Source organism: Mesorhizobium sp. M0500 (assembly GCF_040321165.1).
In the GTDB taxonomy this organism is placed as follows: domain Bacteria; phylum Pseudomonadota; class Alphaproteobacteria; order Rhizobiales; family Rhizobiaceae; genus Mesorhizobium.
The window spans coordinates 120939-137493 of the sequence record NZ_JAMYRB010000003.1; the positions used below are offsets into that span (position 1 = coordinate 120939).

General features: G+C 63.9%; 16 protein-coding genes. 13 read left to right on the forward strand and 3 right to left on the reverse strand.

Annotated elements, in window-relative coordinates:
• Positions 1–27: 27 nt before the first annotated feature.
• The 3 genes from NKI70_RS07650 to NKI70_RS07660 form a co-directional block, all read right to left on the reverse strand.
• A complete protein-coding gene (locus NKI70_RS07650) occupies positions 28–2187 on the reverse strand; it encodes a transglycosylase domain-containing protein (RefSeq protein WP_352569875.1) in 2160 nt (719 codons plus the stop codon).
• A gap of 175 nt (positions 2188–2362) precedes the next feature.
• Entirely contained in the window at positions 2363–2995 is a 633-nt protein-coding gene (locus tag NKI70_RS07655) for an NAD(P)-dependent oxidoreductase (RefSeq protein WP_352569874.1), read from the reverse strand.
• Positions 2996–3014: 19 nt separating this feature from the next.
• Complete coding sequence (locus NKI70_RS07660) at positions 3015–3908, reverse strand: methyltransferase domain-containing protein (RefSeq protein ID WP_352698704.1); 894 nt, start codon at positions 3906–3908, stop codon at positions 3015–3017.
• Positions 3909–4037: 129 nt separating this feature from the next.
• Here NKI70_RS07660 and NKI70_RS07665 point away from each other — a divergent pair, with 129 nt between their 5' ends.
• The 13 genes from NKI70_RS07665 (at position 4038) to NKI70_RS07725 (ending at position 16552) form a co-directional block, all read left to right on the forward strand.
• Positions 4038–4934, forward strand: coding sequence for a LysR family transcriptional regulator (locus tag NKI70_RS07665; RefSeq protein WP_352698702.1), 897 nt, complete (start codon positions 4038–4040; stop codon positions 4932–4934).
• Positions 4935–5243: 309 nt separating this feature from the next.
• Positions 5244–5516: a hypothetical protein gene (locus tag NKI70_RS07670; RefSeq protein WP_023677828.1), complete on the forward strand. Its 273-nt coding sequence runs from the start codon at positions 5244–5246 to the stop codon at positions 5514–5516.
• Positions 5517–5728: 212 nt separating this feature from the next.
• A complete protein-coding gene (locus tag NKI70_RS07675) occupies positions 5729–6139 on the forward strand; it encodes a DUF3168 domain-containing protein (protein WP_352679781.1) in 411 nt (136 codons plus the stop codon).
• A gap of 373 nt (positions 6140–6512) precedes the next feature.
• Entirely contained in the window at positions 6513–6812 is a 300-nt protein-coding gene (locus NKI70_RS07680; RefSeq protein ID WP_352698700.1) for a hypothetical protein, read from the forward strand.
• 64 nt (positions 6813–6876) lie between these two features.
• Positions 6877–7542, forward strand: coding sequence for a response regulator transcription factor (locus tag NKI70_RS07685; protein WP_352636416.1), 666 nt, complete (start codon positions 6877–6879; stop codon positions 7540–7542).
• Between the two features lie 10 nt (positions 7543–7552).
• The gene (locus NKI70_RS07690; protein ID WP_352449218.1) at positions 7553–8980 is read left to right on the forward strand and encodes an ATP-binding protein; all 1428 of its coding nucleotides are present in this window, start codon (positions 7553–7555) and stop codon (positions 8978–8980) included.
• Between the two features lie 121 nt (positions 8981–9101).
• Complete coding sequence (locus NKI70_RS07695; RefSeq protein ID WP_352449042.1) at positions 9102–9536, forward strand: RT0821/Lpp0805 family surface protein; 435 nt, start codon at positions 9102–9104, stop codon at positions 9534–9536.
• Positions 9537–9758: 222 nt separating this feature from the next.
• The gene (ccmI, locus tag NKI70_RS07700) at positions 9759–10895 is read left to right on the forward strand and encodes a c-type cytochrome biogenesis protein CcmI (RefSeq protein WP_352698698.1); all 1137 of its coding nucleotides are present in this window, start codon (positions 9759–9761) and stop codon (positions 10893–10895) included.
• Positions 10896–10898: 3 nt separating this feature from the next.
• Positions 10899–11342 (forward strand): cytochrome c maturation protein CcmE, encoded by a 444-nt coding sequence (gene ccmE / locus NKI70_RS07705; protein ID WP_023677821.1) that lies wholly within the window; start codon positions 10899–10901, stop codon positions 11340–11342.
• Positions 11343–11356: 14 nt separating this feature from the next.
• A complete protein-coding gene (locus tag NKI70_RS07710) occupies positions 11357–13345 on the forward strand; it encodes a heme lyase CcmF/NrfE family subunit (protein ID WP_352449040.1) in 1989 nt (662 codons plus the stop codon).
• On the forward strand, positions 13342–13806 hold the full coding sequence (locus NKI70_RS07715; RefSeq protein ID WP_084641257.1) for a cytochrome c-type biogenesis protein: 465 nt from the start codon (positions 13342–13344) through the stop codon (positions 13804–13806). Before NKI70_RS07710 ends, NKI70_RS07715 begins: the two co-directional genes overlap by 4 nt.
• A 116-nt stretch (positions 13807–13922) precedes the next feature.
• A complete protein-coding gene (locus NKI70_RS07720; protein WP_352698697.1) occupies positions 13923–15479 on the forward strand; it encodes a Do family serine endopeptidase in 1557 nt (518 codons plus the stop codon).
• Between the two features lie 398 nt (positions 15480–15877).
• Complete coding sequence (locus NKI70_RS07725) at positions 15878–16552, forward strand: response regulator transcription factor (protein WP_352454335.1); 675 nt, start codon at positions 15878–15880, stop codon at positions 16550–16552.
• Positions 16553–16555: the final 3 nt, after the last annotated feature.

Consider the following 16555-nt stretch of genomic DNA (forward strand, 5'->3'; position numbering starts at 1 on the left):
GGCAAGCGGCCCTGTGGAATTGACCGCTCAGAGCGCCGACAGGGTCTCCGGCGCAGCGGGCGCGTCGAGCACGGGTGCCGCCTGGAACAGCTTCGTGAGTTCCTTCAGGGTCTGGGTGGTCCGGCTGGACAGCACCGGCGGACGCTCGGCGGCGGCATCGGCTGCTGCCTGTTCGGCGCTCTTCTTCTCCGCTTCCTCGGCCTTGGCAGCGATTTCGGCATCGACGAAGGGGTGATCGAGGCCGGGGATCGGTCTGAGGTCGATATTCTGGTGCGCATAGAGCATCAGGCGCTGCCACACCATGGCCGGCAGCGTGCCGCCGGTCATCTTGTTGGTCGCGGTGAAGTCGTCATTACCGAGCCAGACGGCGGCCGTGTAGTTGCCGGTAAAGCCGACAAACCAGGCATCGCGGTAGGACTGGGTCGTGCCGGTCTTGCCGGCGACGACGATGTTTGGAAGGGCTGCGCGCCGGGCAGTGCCGATCACCGGCACCGCCGCCAGCATGGTGTTCATGTATTTGAGCGCCTGCTCCGATAGCACCCGGTGCGGCGGCGGCGCATCCTTGGCGAAGTCGTAGACCACCTCGCCGGTACGGGTGAAGAGTTGGCTGACGCCGTGCCGGGTTCCGGCAAAGCCGTTCTGGGCAAACACGCTGTAACCCGTTGCCTGGTCCATCACGGTCATGCCCGACGTGCCGAGCACCATGGTCTTGTGCGATTCAAGCGGCGACTCGACGCCCATCGCCTCGGCCATCGCCTTGATCGGCTTGATGCCGAGATAATCCTTGGCCAGCCGCACCGGCACCGTGTTGATCGATTTGGCCATCGCCGTGATCAGCGTGACGTTGCCGGCCGACCCGCCATTGTAATTGTGGGGCGACCAGCTGCCCCAGGAGATGGGTCCGCCGGAAACCACCGAATCCGGCGTGAAGCCATGCTCCATCGCCGTCGCATAGACATAGGGCTTGAACGAGGAGCCGGTCTGGCGAAGCGCTTTGGTGGCGCGGTTGAACTGGCTGGCGCCGTAGTCGCGGCCGCCGACGATCGCCCTGACCGCGCCATTGGTCTCGATGACGACGATGGCGCCCTCGGTGACGTTGTATTCCTTGCCGAACTGGCGGAGGTGGAACTCCATCGATTCTTCGGCCGCCTTCTGGATGTTGGCATCGAAGGTGGTGTGGGCGACAAGCGAGTGCGGGCCACCTTTGGCGGCGATCTTCTTGACCTCGTCGAAGGCCCAGTCGAGGTAATAGTCGGGGCTCTTCTGCTCGCCGCGGTCGACGATTTCGGCCGGGTGCAGCCTTGCCTGCAGCACCTGGCCTTCGGTCATGAAGCCGGAATCGACCAGATTGGACAGCACCACGTTGGCCCGCGCCCGGGCGGCGGGCAGGTTTATGTGCGGCGCATATTTGGTCGGCGCCTTGAACAGGCCGGCCAGCATCGCCGCCTCGGCAAGGTTCAGGTCCTTGACGCTCTTGCCGAAATAGAAATCGGCTGCCGCCTCGATGCCGAAGGTGCCGCCGCCCATATAGGCGCGGTCGAGGTAAAGCTGCAGGATTTCCTTCTTCGACAGATTGGCTTCGAGCCACAGCGACAGGAACGCTTCCTTGATCTTGCGCTCGAACGTCCGCTCATTGGTCAGGAACAGGTTCTTGGCCAGCTGCTGGGTGATGCTCGAGCCACCCTGGACGACGGAATTTGCCCGCACATTCTCGAATATGGCGCGCGACAGGCCGAGCACATCGATGCCGTAATGGTCGAAGAAACGGCGGTCTTCGGTCGCCAGCACCGCCTTGATGACATGGTCGGGCATCTCGTCGACCGGCACCGAATCGCGCTGGATGATGCCGCGCTGGCCGATCTCGTTGCCGTAGCGGTCGAGGAAGGTGACGGCGAAGTCGCCTTGCGTGCGCCAGTCGCCGGCGGTTATCTGGAAGGCCGGCAAGGCCAGCGCCAAAAGCACGACGATGCCGCCGGCACCGAGCGTAAAGCCTTCACTCAACAGTTCGATCAGGCCACGGCGCCAGCCGCCGACGCGGAAACGCCGCGAGAAGATGGTCGCCGCTTCCCAGAACTGGCGCGCCCTGAAGCCGATTTCGTAGACCGAGGAATCGATCCATGCATCCACCGCCAGCAGCCTTGCGGCGATCGGACCTCTTCTCTTGCGTGGTTCCAAAGGACTGGCCATTCCAGGATCCGGCTGCGGCGATGCCGCCAACTGAGAAACCGCATACCGGCAATTTCACGGCGGCGCGCCGCTATGACTATTCGTCCATTTTGGCGCTGCCTACAAGGACGATGAAGATAAGGGCGATGAAGATAAGCGGGAGGTTTGTCGAGGGGAAGACGGCTCCCGTGCGGCGTCAGCGCAGGATGCTGACTGTCCTGCGCGAGTAGGTGGTGTCGTTGATCTGGGCGAGCATGAAGGCCGCTACGTCGGCCCGCGCCAGTGTCGGCAGCAGCGATGCCGCCCGGATGCCATTGCCATGGCGGAATTCACCCGTTGCCGCCCCATTGCTCAGCTTGGGCGGCCGCACGATGGTCCAGCCGAGACTGGATTGAACGACCAGGCTTTCCTTCACCTCATGGTCCGTCACCTCATGGCGCAGCACCAATGGCACGATGATGTTGCCCAACAGGAGGCCTAGTTGCCGCCGGCCGTCGCGAACGCCAAGGAATGAAAGATAGATGAGCCGTTCGGGGCCGGCCTGCTGCATCGCCGCGACGATGAAGCCGATGCCGGCAACGACGGCCGGATCGCGTTTCAGCGGCACGCCCACCCCAAGACAGCTGAAAACCGCATCATACCTAACAACGGCGCGTTCGACTGCCTGCCGATCGGCGACGTTTCCGACGATCACCTTGAGATTTTCGTGGCTGATGGCAAGCTTGCCCGGCGTGCGGACGAAGGCGGTCACCGCATGGCCCTTCGCCAACGCCGCCGAGACAAGCAGTCGACCCGTCGCACCGGAAGCGCCGAAGATCAGCAGTTTCATCGTCCGCTCCTGGAAACCGTTAGCCCCGCTTACGCCCGGCGACGAAGGCGACAGGCGCCCCGGTCGGGCCGGGCAGCAACCGGCTGTCGGCATAGCCGCTCTGATCGACCAGGTCCTGGGCTGCGCCCTTTTCAAAGACCGTGCCGCCCCACATTGTGGTGCGGAAGCGGGCGAGGGCGTCTCCCAGTGCATCCGGTCCAGGATTGACCATTGCCAGCAGCAGCCAGCCGCCGGGCCGCAACGCGGCGTGGCTGCGCTTGACGATGGCCCTGACATCCGGCTCGGGGATGAAGGCGCTTGGTACGAAAACAAGGTCGAACGCGTCCGTGTCCGCGATATCCTGGCCCAGCCCGGTGTGCAGTTCGATGCGATGTTCGAGCCCGGCTGCCCTGACGTTGGCAGCGGCCTGCGCGATGGCTTCAGGCAAGGGATCGACACCGACCGCCTTCAGGCCGGGCCATTGCCGCAGCATCGACACCGACAGGGCGCCGACGCCGACGCCGATATCCAGGAAGGCTGCGCCCGGTGCGGCGAGCCTCTCCGGCAAACCGGCCAGTTGTGGCGCGATCAGCCGCTTCAGCAACGCCGGGAAGCCAGATGAAACGTCGCCGAAGGCCTGGCGTAAACGGGCTTCCAGGGCCTCGACGCTTTCGGAGGAGCGCGACAGCAGCTTGCCACCTGAAAGCAGGTCGACCCGGATGCTGGCCAGCACCGGCGTAAGTTCGATGACGCCAGCACTTGCCACGACGTCGGAGGCGCCGAGTTCGGCAAGCACGGCCCCTGTGCGCCGGGCCACACTGCCCTCGAGTGGCGTGCCGGAAATACGCGCCTCCATCGCCAAACCGAGCGCCACCAACGCATTGGCCGACGTCGCGTGCCGCGCCACCATCGTTCGCAAACCTTCGATATCCATCGATCGCTTCCCTGAATTGGATCAGGCCTATTCTCGCGCGGACGTCAAATTCAGGCGATTTGCAATTTCCGCGCATGCTTGTGCAAAACTGCACAGGTGCGCGGCGAGGAATTGATCTAGACTAGGTTCGTGACCAAGACCGGCGAACCGGACTGGAACGATTTGCGCTACTTTCTCGCTGCCGCCCGCGCAGGAACGTTGTCGGGAGCAGCGCGCGTGCTCGGCGTGCGTCACACGACGATCAGCCGGCGCCTTGCTGCTCTTGAGGCGGCACTCGGGGTTTCGCTTGTCGTGCGAACGCGGCAAGGCATCGAGATCACGCCGCTTGGCCAGACATTGCTGCCGCTCGGTGATGACCTTGAACGTACCATGCAAGCACTGACGGCGCTTGTGCGTTCGGGCAAGAATAGCGTTCGGCTGGCACTGCCGTCGGGCTTCAGCCCCCTTTTTGCCGAGCGTATGGCCGGGTTCCATAAGACCCACCCCGATATCAATCTTGAACTGACGAGCGGCAGCAGGCCCGTGGACCTGCAGCACGGCGAGGCCGACCTAGCGGTCAGGATCGGCACCGTCGCCGCAGACGATTTGATCGCGCAGAAGCTTTGTGTTGCGGGCTGGTCGATCTATGCGTCCCAGCGCTATCTCGACCGTCACCCAATGCCCATCGACCCTCGCCAGTTGGCCGGACACGAGATCATTGGATTTCACGCAAGCCTTGCCGGCGTCCCCGGCGCCAAATGGGTTGAGGCGCACGGCGCCGGCGCGACAATTGTCCTTCGCGTTGCCGAAATGACGGAAATGTTGGCGGCGGCTCTGAGTGGCGCCGGTCTGGCGGTAATGCCCTGCATGTTGGCCGAAGCTGAACCGCGGATGGTGCGCCTTGCCCCCGACATTCTCGGCAGTCATCCGGTGTCGCTTGTCTATCGCCGTGAAATCGGGGCGGAGGCGCCGGTGCGCGCCGTCATCCGCTTCGTTTCTACCATCATCAAGGACCATGCCGAGGTGATCAGCGGCGAAACCCAGTAGGGGCATGGTGCAGCCGCTTGCGCGAGGTGCCGAGGATTGGCAGTCGTCACACGGGACGCTTGTCCCGCTCTTTGCGGGTCGCACCGTATCGTCCGGCGTTGGTCCTCTCGGAAGACTCGCTGGATACTCGATTTGCGGGAGCGCCAGAGAATCTTGCGATCCGCGATAATATTAACAGGTATTATTTCTGCCAGGTCTCTCACCACAGTTGGGTCATGCCAAATGCCTGAGAATTGAATTTCCGCTGTGAAACACCTATCTTACAGTGAAATTCACGTTTTCGACTTTAGCTGCAAGGAGATTTTACCGATGGCCCAAGGCAATCAGAACATCATGGGAAAATCTGAGGCTCGCTTCATGGAAAATCAAAAGAAGACGGCGGAGCGGAACAAAGCAACTGCCGAATATCTCTCGGAGGCGAAGGCCAGGACCATCAAGACGGCAAGGCTGAGGGAATTGCGACTGGCCAAGGAAGAGGCGGACCGCGCGGCGGCGGCTCTGAATCCGGTCGCGCCGAAGAAGAAGCGGGCGTCGCGGGCACTCAAGCAGGCCGTATCCGCATCGACGCAGGCGAAATCATGAGCCTGACATTTCACAATCCCAGCCGCAGCTAGGAAGCAAACGCATCCGCTTCGTCTGCCGCGGCGTCGCGCATCCCAGGAGCAGGGCTTATTGCCGAGATCATGAAGGTTCATAATCCGCATGAGACGCGCTGATTCGCGCTTTGCCGGGATGCCTTCATGCAACGCAGCTACGCAGCCGGGAGGTCGACGCGACGGGCGAAGGGAAAGACGATGACCGCGCCGGCCGTCGAATTGCAGAGGGCCATATTCGAGGCAGTGAACGGCGATCCCCACCTGTCGGCGGCACTGGGCGATGCAAGATTGTTCGACCATGCGCCGGAAAATGTTGCGTTCCCCCACATGACCTTCGGCCGCACCAGCGTCTACGATGGGGCAACGGGGATGGAGAACGACGCAGAACAGTTGCTGACGTTGCATGTCTGGTCGAAATCAGAGGCCAGCAAGGAAACCAATGACATCATGGACCTTGTTAGCACCCGCCTGCGCGATACGGCTCTCTCGCTCGGCGAACATCGCCGCGCCTACCTCAAGCTCGAATTCGCCGAAGCCCGCTACGACGAGGACCTTTCGGCCCATCACGGGCTGCTGCGCTTCCGCGCCGTGATCAAGGACGAGGGCTGACCACCGGGCACTTTTTGCAAATCGGGCAATTTTGTTCTTGCTTTGTGCCGGCAGCTATGCTACTAATTCCCCTATGGTGCTGATGGCGCCAGCGACCCGCCGCAGAGGCGGGTTTTTTGTTTCAGGTTCGGTTCGCCTGAACTGCCATCGGTTGCCTTGGGCCGGATGCTTCGTCCTCCCAAATGGTCCTGCCCGCCAGATGATGCCGGTTGTCGGCGAAGGATTGGAGGGCTAGGTTAAACATTGGCGATTTCGCGGAGCCGGGCGGCGAAATGGCAATCCGGTAATCTCGCGCTTCAGGGGTGTGGCGGGCATGCATTCGAGCGTTCACCGTTCATATCACGTTCAGCACCGGCGCGTTAGAACGCTGACCATGAAAACCCTTCGCTCCCACTTCCGGACCGCGGCACTGGCGCTCGCAGCCGCCGGTCTGCTTGCGTCGCAAGCGATGGCGATCCCCGTTGTCGTGCCCGAGCAGCCGCAGCCGGTCGTCCTGGCCGCCTCCGACTGCTACGCGATCGGCCAGCAGGTGGCCGAGCAGAATGGCGGCACCTTGGCCAAGGCCTCGCAGTCGACACGCGGCGGCCAGCCGGTCTGCGTCATCGTCGTGCTCGTTCCGGGCAAGGACGGGCAGCGTCCTCGTCGCTCGGAGATCGTCGTTCCGCTGAACTGAACCGTGCCGTTTCCCAGTCTGCCGGAATCGGCCTATATCTGAACAGCTTCAACAGGCCTTCCGCATGCGCGTACTCGTCGTCGAAGATGACAAGGATCTCAACCGGCAGATCGGCGATGCGCTGGTCGATGCCGGCTATGTCGTCGACCGCGCTTTCGACGGCGAGGAAGGGCTTTTTCTCGGCGACACCGAGCCCTACGATGCCGCGGTGCTCGATATCGGCCTGCCGCAGATGGACGGCATCAGCGTGGTCGAACGCTGGCGGCGCGGCGGCCGCAAGATGCCGGTGCTGATCCTGACGGCACGCGACCGCTGGAGCGACAAGGTTGCCGGCATCGACGCCGGCGCCGACGACTACGTCACCAAACCCTTCCACATCGAGGAAATCCTGGCCAGGGTGCGGGCCTTGATCCGGCGTGCTGCCGGGCACGCTTCGTCCGAACTGACCTGCGGGCCGCTCCGCCTCGACACCAAGGCCTCCAAGGCCGACGTCGACGGCGTGCCGCTGAAGCTGACCTCGCACGAATTCCGCTTGCTTGCCTATTTGATGCACCACATGGGCGAGGTGGTGTCCCGGACCGAGCTGGTCGAGCATCTCTACGACCAGGATTTCGACCGCGATTCCAACACGATCGAGGTCTTTGTCGGACGGCTTCGCAAGAAGATGGGCATCGACATGATCGAAACTGTTCGCGGCATGGGCTACCGCATGCGTAAGCCGGAGGCGTAACGCGGAACCGCTGCCTACAAAACCCGCCGTCTCGAACACGCCGTCGCTGCGGTCATGGCCGCGTTCGGTGGCGTTTCGCGTCATCGCCTTTTCCACGGTCTGGGCGATCCTCACTCTGGTCGTCATCTTCACCTTGATCACCACGCTCTATCGCCAGGCCAGCGAGCGCGGTTTCGACAGCCTGCTTTCGGCGCATCTGTTCAACCTGATCGGCTCGGTCGGCGTTTCCGAAAGCGGCCAATTGACCGGCGCCCCCGACCTTGGTGATTTGAGGTTCTCGGAACCGAATTCCGGCTGGTACTGGTCGGTCGAGCCTGCGTCGGAAGGCGTGCACGGCGATCTCCATTCGTCGTCGATGACCAAGGCGATCCCGTCGCCAAGCGTTGCCGAGGTGCCCTTCAATGCCAGCTTCCAGCGCAGCTATTCAGCGGACGGCATCGAAGGCGAGCAGTTGGAGGTGTTCGAGAGCGAGTTCGTGCTCGATGCGAAAAACCGCGCCGCGCGCTTCCGCGTCATGGGCAACCAGACCGAGCTCGAGCAGGAAATCGCCACCTTCCAGCGGCGCCTTTTGACCTATCTGTCGCTGTTCGGCGTCGGCATGATCGCCATCAATGCGATTGCCATCCTGCTCGGCCTGCAGCCGCTGCGCCGGGTCAGGAATGCGCTTGCCATGGTGCGCGAAGGAACCGCGCAGCGCCTAGACGGCCGTTTCCCGGCCGAGATCGAGCCGCTCGCCAACGAGACCAATGCGCTGATCGAGAACAACAGGCGTATCGTCGAGCGGTCGCGCACGCAGGTCGGCAACTTGGCTCACTCGCTGAAGACGCCGCTTGCCGTGCTGCTCAACGAGGGACGGGCGCTGGGTGGCGCCAAGGGCCAGCTGATCGCCGAGCAGGCCGCTTCCATGCAAAAGCAAGTGGACCATTATCTGCAACGTGCCCGCGTCGCCGCGCAGCGCGACAGCCTCGTCTACCGTACGCCGGTGGCGCCGCTGGTCCAGCGCATGGTTCGGGTGCTGCAGAAGCTCAACCCGCAGACGGCGCTGTCGCTCTCACTGCCGGCCACCGACATCGTCTTTGCCGGCGAACGCGAGGACCTGGAGGAGCTGCTCGGCAATCTGCTCGACAATGCGATGAAATGGGCAAGGAGCGCGGTCGCCGTTTCGGTCAAGCCAATCTCCAGCAAGGGTGGCGCTGGCACGGAAGGCGCAGCCAGCCTGTTCGAGATCAGCATCGAGGATGACGGCCCCGGCATTCCCGACGACAAGGCGCGCGAGGTGTTGCAGCGCGGCCGGCGTCTCGACGAGACAAAACCGGGCAGCGGGCTCGGACTTGCCATTGTCGCCGACCTTGTCAACGAGTATGGAGGCTCTCTGGCGCTGGAACGATCCGTCATGGGTGGATTGAAGGCGATGGTTCGATTGCGGAGCCTTCAGTAATGCTTTTCCAGATTGCTTTTCCAGGTGGCCGGCTGCGGCCAAATTTCCGACAAACATCGACATTATGGCCGCGCCAGCTGCTGACAGCGCGGCGGTCCAGCTCAAGAAAGCCGGTATTGGCATGAAGATTCGCGTCGCGCTCGTTTCCGCCCTGCTCGCCGTCTCCGGCTGCACAACGCTCGGCAAGGGCCCGGCCGTTACGGTGACGCCGGCCGCGACGCCCCCCAGCGGCGCCAAGGTGGCGACGACGATCATCTCCGCCATGGGCGGCGGCCTCGTCGGCGGCTCTATCGGCGCCGGCCTGAGCGAGACCGAGAAGCGCAGCGCGCTCGAGGCGGAATACAAGGCGCTTGAATACACGGCGAGCGGCCAGAAAGTGGCTTGGAAGAGCGACGGTTCGGCCCATCGCGGCGAAGTGGTCGCCGCCCAGCCCTATCGCGTCGGCTCGCAGGACTGCCGGCAATACACCCATACGGTGTTTACCGGCACCGCCGGCGCCACCGCGCGCGGAACCGCCTGCCGCAATGCCGACGGCAGCTGGACGCCGCTGACGTAGCTGGCCGGCCGTCGATCCGCCGATTCCGGTCCGGCACTAAAGCGCGTCGCGTTCGACCGGCCTCATGCGACGCGCTTTAGGTTCTTGTTTTGATGCATGGTCGTTATCGCAAAACCGCTGCACACTTTTGCGCGACATGCATTATCGATCGGAGCGGCCCCGCCAAAGCGTCGCAGCACGCTTGTGTTGGCAGGGCAAGGGTCTCGTTCTATTGGAAGAGCCATGCTGTTCTGGGTCATAGCCGCAATCCTTACGCTGGGCGCAAGCCTGGCGGTGCTGCTGCCCTTGGCCGGCGGATCGAAGAACGCGTCCGCTGCCGGCGATCACGATCTTGAAGTCTATCGCGACCAGCTGGCCGAGCTTGACCGCGATATGGCGCGTGGCCTGATCCAGCCAATGGAGGCCGAAGAGGCACGCGCCGAAATCGCCCGCCGCATCCTTCGCCTGAGCAATGCCGGCCACGCCGACGACACGGCGACGCAGCCGTCGCGGTCGACAAGGCTGGTGGCGACCGCGGCCGTGCTGCTGGTTCCGCTGGTCAGCTGGGGCCTCTATGGCCAGCTCGGCTCACCCGACCTGCCGTCGCAGCCGCTCAGCGAACGCCTGGCCAAGAACCCCGCCGACAGCTCGGTCGACGAGCTGATAGCCCGCGCCGAGGCGCACCTGGCGGCCAACCCATCCGATGGCCGCGGCTGGGACGTGCTGGCGCCGGTCTATCTGCGCATGCAGCGATACGCCGATGCGGTGACCGCCTATCGCAACGCCATCCGCCTCGACGGCGACAGCGCCGCCCGCCAGGCGGGTCTTGGCGAGGCGATCGCCAATGCGGCCGGCGGCATTGTCTCCGCCGAAGCGCAGGCGGCTTTCGAGGCGGCGTTGAAGCTCGATCCGGCCAATCCGAAGGCCTCGTTCTATCTCGCCATGGGCATGGCACAGGAAGGCCGCATAGCTGAAGCCACGGCGACCTGGCAAAAGATGCTTGCCGCCTTGCCGCAGGGCTCGCGGTGGCGCGGCGCCGTCGAGCAGGCGCTGGCCGAATCCGCCGCCCGCAGCGTCGCTTCGGAGGCGCCCGCGAAAGGGCCGACCGCCGAGGATATCGATGCTGCCTCCTCGATGTCGCCGCAGGACCGGCAAGCCATGATCAGCACCATGGTTGCCGGCCTCGACGAAAGGCTTCGGCAAAATCCGCGCGACGAGGAAGGGTGGATGCAGCTCGTTCGTTCCTATGCCGTACTGGGCAAGACCGATCAGGCGCGTGACGCGCTCAATCGCGGTATCGCCGTCTTTGGCGCGGACAGCGACCAGGCCAGGAAATTCACCGCCTTTGCCGCCTCGCTTGGCGTGACGGCGACGGAGTAGACGATGACGCGCAAGCAGAAACGACTGTCGGTGATCGCAGCGGGGTTGGGGTTTCTCGGTGTTGCCACAGGGCTGACCTTCTATGCGCTTGGCCAGAAGGCCTCCTATTTCTACATGCCGGCCGATCTGGCCACCGCCAGCCTTCAGCCGGGCCAGCGCATCAGGCTCGGCGGTCTCGTCGAAAAAGGTACGGTCGAGCGTAGCCAAGGCGCCACCGTCGCCTTTTCGGTGACCGACAACCAGAAGGACGTCAAGGTCACCTATACCGGCATTCTTCCCGACCTCTTCCGGGAAGGACAGGGCGTGATCACCGAAGGCTCGTTTGGCCCTGACGGAATCTTTGTCGCCGACAGCGTGCTGGCCAAGCATGACGAGACCTATATGCCCAAGGAAGTGGCCGACGGCCTCAAGGCCAAGGGCGTATGGCAGGAGAGCAAGAGTGACTAGCGGGTGCGGTGACAATGGTTGAAACCGGACATTTCGCCCTGATCCTGGCGTTTGCGCTGGCCCTGGTGCAGACGATGGTGCCGTTGTTCGGTGCGCGCACCGGCAACCACAAGATGATGGCCGTCGGCGCACCGGCCGCGCTGACCGGCTTTGCCTTGACGGCGCTGTCTTTCGTGGCGCTGACAACCGCCTACGCCGGCTCCGACTTCTCGGTTGAGAGCGTCTGGGAGAACTCGCATTCGCTGCAGCCGCTGATCTACAAGATCACCGGAACCTGGGGCAATCACGAAGGTTCGATGCTGCTCTGGGTGCTGATCCTGACGTTCTTCGGCGCGCTCGTCGCCGTCTTCGGCGGCAATCTTCCGGCGACGCTCCGGGCCAATGTGCTTGCCGTGCAGGGAGCGATCGGCGCCACTTTCTTCCTGTTCATCCTGACGACGTCGAACCCGTTCGTCAGGCTCAATCCGGCGCCTATCGAGGGCCGCGATCTCAACCCGATCCTGCAGGACCTCGGCCTCGCCATCCATCCGCCGCTGCTTTATCTCGGCTATGTCGGTTTCTCGATCTGCTTTTCCTTCTCTGTCGCTGCCCTCATCGAGGGCCGCATTGACGCTTCGTGGGCGCGCTGGGTAAGGCCGTGGACATTGGTTGCCTGGATGTTCCTCACCGGCGGCATCGCCATGGGCTCCTACTGGGCCTATTACGAGCTCGGCTGGGGCGGCTTCTGGTTCTGGGATCCGGTCGAGAACGCATCCTTCATGCCGTGGCTGGCGGGCACGGCGCTGCTGCATTCGGCGATCGTCATGGAAAAGCGCTCGGCGCTGAAGATCTGGACGCTGCTTCTGGCGATCCTGACCTTCTCACTGTCGCTGCTCGGCACCTTCCTGGTGCGTTCCGGCGTGCTGACCTCGGTGCACGCATTCGCCACCGATCCGACGCGTGGCGTGTTCATCCTCTGCATCCTGACGCTGTTCATCGGCGGCTCGCTGGCGCTGTTTGCCTTGCGCGCCTCCCGGCTGACGGCCGGCGGCCTGTTTCACCCGATCTCGCGCGAAGGCGCGCTGGTCCTGAACAATCTGTTCCTGACCACCGCCACCGCCACCGTGCTGGTCGGCACGCTCTACCCGCTCGTCGTCGAAGCCCTGTCTGCCGACAAGATTTCGGTCGGCGCGCCGTTCTTCAACCTGACATTCGGCCCGCTGATGGTGCCGTTGCTGGTCGTCGTGCCGTTCGGGCCGCTCCTCGCCTGGAAGCGCGGCGACATTTTCGCCGTCGCCCAGCGCCTGATGGCGGCTTTCGCGGCGGCGCTGCTCGCCGTGCTGGTGACGGCCCTGTTCATCGATGGCGCTTCGGTGTTGGCGGCACTCGGTGTCGGCCTTGCCTTCTGGCTGATCTGCGGCGCGCTCACCGATCTCGCCGTCAAATCCGGCTTCGGCACCGTCGTGCCCGCCACCATGCTCAGGCGCTTCGCCGGCCTGCCGCGCTCGGTCTTCGGCACAGCGCTTGCGCATCTCGGCCTCGGGCTGACAACGCTCGGCATTGTCGGCACGCTTTGCTTCGGCACCGAAAAAATCTTGGCGATGCATGCCGGCGAGACCGTCGAACTGTCCGGCCACAAGCTGCGCTTCGAGGGGCTCTATCCGGCCCAGGGGCCTAACTACAGTGAGGATCGCGGCCGCTTCGCCCTGCTAGGCGCCGACGGCAGCGTCGCAGGCGAGATCACCTCGGCCAAGCGCTCATATCCGGTGCGCCAGATGACCACAACCGAATCCGGCATCAGGACGATCGGCTTCAGCCAGCTCTATCTTTCGCTTGGCGACGAGGGCAGCGATGGCTCTGTGGTCGTTCGTCTGTGGTGGAAGCCGCTGGTGACGCTGATCTGGGGCGGCGGACTGGTGATGATGGCGGGCGCGGCGATGTCGCTGCTCGACCGCCGCCTGCGCGTCGGCGCACCGTCGCGCCGCAAGGCTGCGGCCGGCGTGCCATCGGCGAGCCCGCAATGAAAAGGGTCACGCTGGCCTCGCTGGTCCTGCTGCTGGCGCTGTTGTTCGCCGGCGCCGCGCAGGCGGTCAAGCCCGACGAGGTGCTCGCCGACCCGGCACTCGAGGCGAGGGCGCGCGCTTTGTCGGAAGGCCTGCGCTGCATGGTCTGCCAGAACCAGTCGATCGACGAGTCCGATGCCGACCTCGCCCGCGACCTGCGCATCCTTGTGCGCCAGCGCCTGGTCGCCGGCGATACCGACCGGCAGGTGATGGACTATGTCGTTTCGCGCTACGGCGAATTCGTGCTGCTGAAGCCACGCTTCAATCTGCGCAATGTTTTGCTCTGGGGGACGCCAGTTCTTCTGCTGCTCGTTGGCGGGACATTCATCCTGCTGGCCGCCCGTTCGCGCCGTTCGACGGTGACCGCTGCATTAACTGCCGAGGAACAGGCGGCGCTGGACAAGATGCTCCGCCGCGATTGATCGATACATTACGAAAGTTTCATGTACCGGAAATGGCGCCGTAATGTGCGGCCCTCTATTTCCTTTGTCGAGGATGCCAATCAAGGGGCGTCCCTTGAAAAGAGGATACGAGAACCATGAATGTTGCCCCCAATTCATATCTACGCACCCGCAAACGCCTTCTGGCCGCAGCCGCATCCCTGGCCATTGCCGGCGCGATCGGCTTTGGTGCTGTTGCCACCGGGACAGCCCCGGTGCTGGCCGACGCCGTGCGTGTCGAGGCACCGCAGGTCCCGAGCTTCGCCGATGTGGTCGAGCGCGTTTCGCCGGCGGTCGTCAGCGTGCGCGTCAAGGCCAAGATCCAGTCGACGGCCGATGACGGTTCCGGCCAGATGGACGACGAGGACGGCTTAGGCAATCTTCCCGACAACCCGCAGCTGCGCCGGTTCTTCCGCGAATTCCGCGGCTTTGGCGATCAAGGCGGCGATCAGGGCCCGAACGGAATGCGCCGTTTTGGACACCGTGACCGCAACAACGACCAGCCGCGGCCGGTGGCGCAAGGGTCCGGTTTCTTCATCTCCGATGACGGCTATCTCGTCACCAACAACCATGTCGTCGAGGAGGGCACCGCCTTCACCGTGGTGACCAATGACGGCAAGGAACTCGACGCCAAGCTGATCGGCACCGATCCGCGCACCGATCTTGCCGTGCTCAAGGTCGATGACGGCAGCAAGTTCACCTATGTCGACTTCGCCGATGATTCCAAGGTTCGCGTCGGCGACTGGGTGGTGGCTGTCGGCAATCCGTTCGGCCTCGGCGGCACGGTTACCGCAGGCATCGTTTCGGCCCGCGGCCGCGATATCGGCGCCGGCCCCTATGACGACTTCATCCAGATCGACGCCTCGGTGAATCGCGGCAATTCGGGCGGCCCGACCTTCAACCTCAACGGCCAGGTCGTCGGCATCAACACCGCGATCTTCTCGCCCTCGGGCGGCAGCGTCGGCATTGCCTTCGACATTCCCGCTTCGACCGCCAAGCAGGTCGTGCAGGATCTGATGAAGAACGGTACAGTCCAGCGCGGCTGGCTCGGCGTCGAAATCCAGCCGGTCACGCCCGAAATCGCCGAGTCGCTTGGCCTTGGGTCCGGCAAGGGCGCGCTCGTTGCCAGCGCGCAGGACAACGGTCCCGGCAAGAAGGCCGGCATCACCGCCGGTGAGGTGATCACCCAGGTGGACGGCAAGGACGTTGCTTCGCCGAAGGAACTCGCCCGTCTGATCGGTGCTTACCCGCCCGGCAAATCTGTCGATGTCACGGTGTGGCGCAACGGCAAGAGCGAGGCGGTTAAGGTCGATCTCGGCAAGCTGCCGTCGAGCGACAAGCAGGCCTCGGCCGACCAGCAGCCTGCCCCCGCGCCGAAGACCGACACGCTCGCCGATCTCGGCCTGACCGTCACCAAGTCTGACGATGGCAAGGGCCTTGTGGTGACCGATGTCGACCCCGACAGCGATGCCGCCGATCGCGGCATCCAGCCCGGCGACGTCATCACCTCCGTCAATTCGGCGGAAGTGAACGGCACCGGCGACGTCGACAAGGCGATGGCCGACGCGGTGAAGTCCGGCCGCAAGGCGGTGCTGATGCAGATCACCCGCGACGACAGCAACCGCTTCGTCGCACTGCCTGTCGCCAAGGGCTGAGCGCATGACCCCGAACACGTATTCCGTTTTCGGAAAGGCTCATGCGCCGATTCAAGGTGCTAGAGCGTCCTTTGCGCGTCCAAGAGGACGCGCGGCGCTCTAGTGGTCGACTTTTCCGGTGCGGCGGTTTTCAACACCCCCGAGCCGCCGCACGGGAAAGCAAGGGCCTGAATACGCTAGTCAGTCATCGTGTTCCGCCCCAGCGGCAGCGGGCTTCCCATCGCCCGCTGCCGCTCGAACATGCCGCTCAAGGCGTGAAGCAGTTTTAGGCTACGACATGCTAAAACAAAGACTTACCGCGTATCCCTGAATCACTTTGTTCGCGATACGCCATGGAGAAGGCCACGATGCATATGCCGGCCACTCAATCTTCCAGCGAAATCGCGTATAACGGTTCTATGAAGATTCTCGTCATAGAAGACGATCGCGAGGCAGCCGACTACCTGCAGAAGGCGTTCGCCGAGGCCGGCCATACCGCCCATGTCGCCGGCGACGGCGAAACCGGCTTCGCGCTCGCCGATTCCGGCGACTATGACGTCATGGTCATTGACCGCATGATGCCGCGCCGCGACGGCCTGTCGGTCATTGCCGGGCTCAGGTCCAGAGGCAATACGACGCCCGTGTTGATCCTGTCGGCGCTCGGCGAAGTCGACGACCGGGTCACCGGTCTGCGCGCCGGCGGCGACGACTATCTGACCAAACCCTACGCCTTTTCCGAACTGCTCGCCCGCGTCGAGGTGCTGAACCGCCGCGCTAGCGCCAGGGAAGCCGAAACCGTCTACCGGGTGGGTGATCTCGAACTCGACCGGCTGTCGCACTCGGTGCGCCGCGCCGGGCGCGAGATAACGCTGCAGCCGCGCGAGTTCCGCCTGCTCGAATATCTGATGCGCCATGCCGGCCAGGTGGTGACGCGCACCATGCTGCTCGAGAATGTCTGGGACTACCATTTCGATCCGCAGACCAACGTCATCGACGTTCATATCTCGCGGCTGCGGGGCAAGATCGAGAAGGGCTTCGACAAGCCGATCCTGCACACGGTTCGCGGCGCCGGCTACATGCTGAAAAGCGGCTAGAAC

What these genes read in the sequence shown, in the direction of transcription:
- NKI70_RS07695 (WP_352449042.1), top strand. Translation starts at nt 9,102, where the DNA reads ATGAAGATTCGCGTCGCGCTCGTTTCCGCCCTGCTCGCCGTCTCCGGC.
- NKI70_RS07650 (WP_352569875.1), bottom strand. Translation starts at nt 2,187, where the DNA reads ATGGCCAGTCCTTTGGAACCACGCAAGAGAAGAGGTCCGATCGCCGCA.
- ccmE (WP_023677821.1), top strand. Translation starts at nt 10,899, where the DNA reads ATGACGCGCAAGCAGAAACGACTGTCGGTGATCGCAGCGGGGTTGGGG.
- NKI70_RS07725 (WP_352454335.1), top strand. Translation starts at nt 15,878, where the DNA reads ATGAAGATTCTCGTCATAGAAGACGATCGCGAGGCAGCCGACTACCTG.
- NKI70_RS07680 (WP_352698700.1), top strand. Translation starts at nt 6,513, where the DNA reads ATGAAAACCCTTCGCTCCCACTTCCGGACCGCGGCACTGGCGCTCGCA.
- NKI70_RS07675 (WP_352679781.1), top strand. Translation starts at nt 5,729, where the DNA reads ATGACCGCGCCGGCCGTCGAATTGCAGAGGGCCATATTCGAGGCAGTG.
- NKI70_RS07655 (WP_352569874.1), bottom strand. Translation starts at nt 2,995, where the DNA reads ATGAAACTGCTGATCTTCGGCGCTTCCGGTGCGACGGGTCGACTGCTT.
- NKI70_RS07660 (WP_352698704.1), bottom strand. Translation starts at nt 3,908, where the DNA reads ATGGATATCGAAGGTTTGCGAACGATGGTGGCGCGGCACGCGACGTCG.
- NKI70_RS07685 (WP_352636416.1), top strand. Translation starts at nt 6,877, where the DNA reads ATGCGCGTACTCGTCGTCGAAGATGACAAGGATCTCAACCGGCAGATC.
- NKI70_RS07670 (WP_023677828.1), top strand. Translation starts at nt 5,244, where the DNA reads ATGGCCCAAGGCAATCAGAACATCATGGGAAAATCTGAGGCTCGCTTC.
- ccmI (WP_352698698.1), top strand. Translation starts at nt 9,759, where the DNA reads ATGCTGTTCTGGGTCATAGCCGCAATCCTTACGCTGGGCGCAAGCCTG.
- NKI70_RS07720 (WP_352698697.1), top strand. Translation starts at nt 13,923, where the DNA reads ATGAATGTTGCCCCCAATTCATATCTACGCACCCGCAAACGCCTTCTG.
- NKI70_RS07710 (WP_352449040.1), top strand. Translation starts at nt 11,357, where the DNA reads ATGGTTGAAACCGGACATTTCGCCCTGATCCTGGCGTTTGCGCTGGCC.
- NKI70_RS07715 (WP_084641257.1), top strand. Translation starts at nt 13,342, where the DNA reads ATGAAAAGGGTCACGCTGGCCTCGCTGGTCCTGCTGCTGGCGCTGTTG.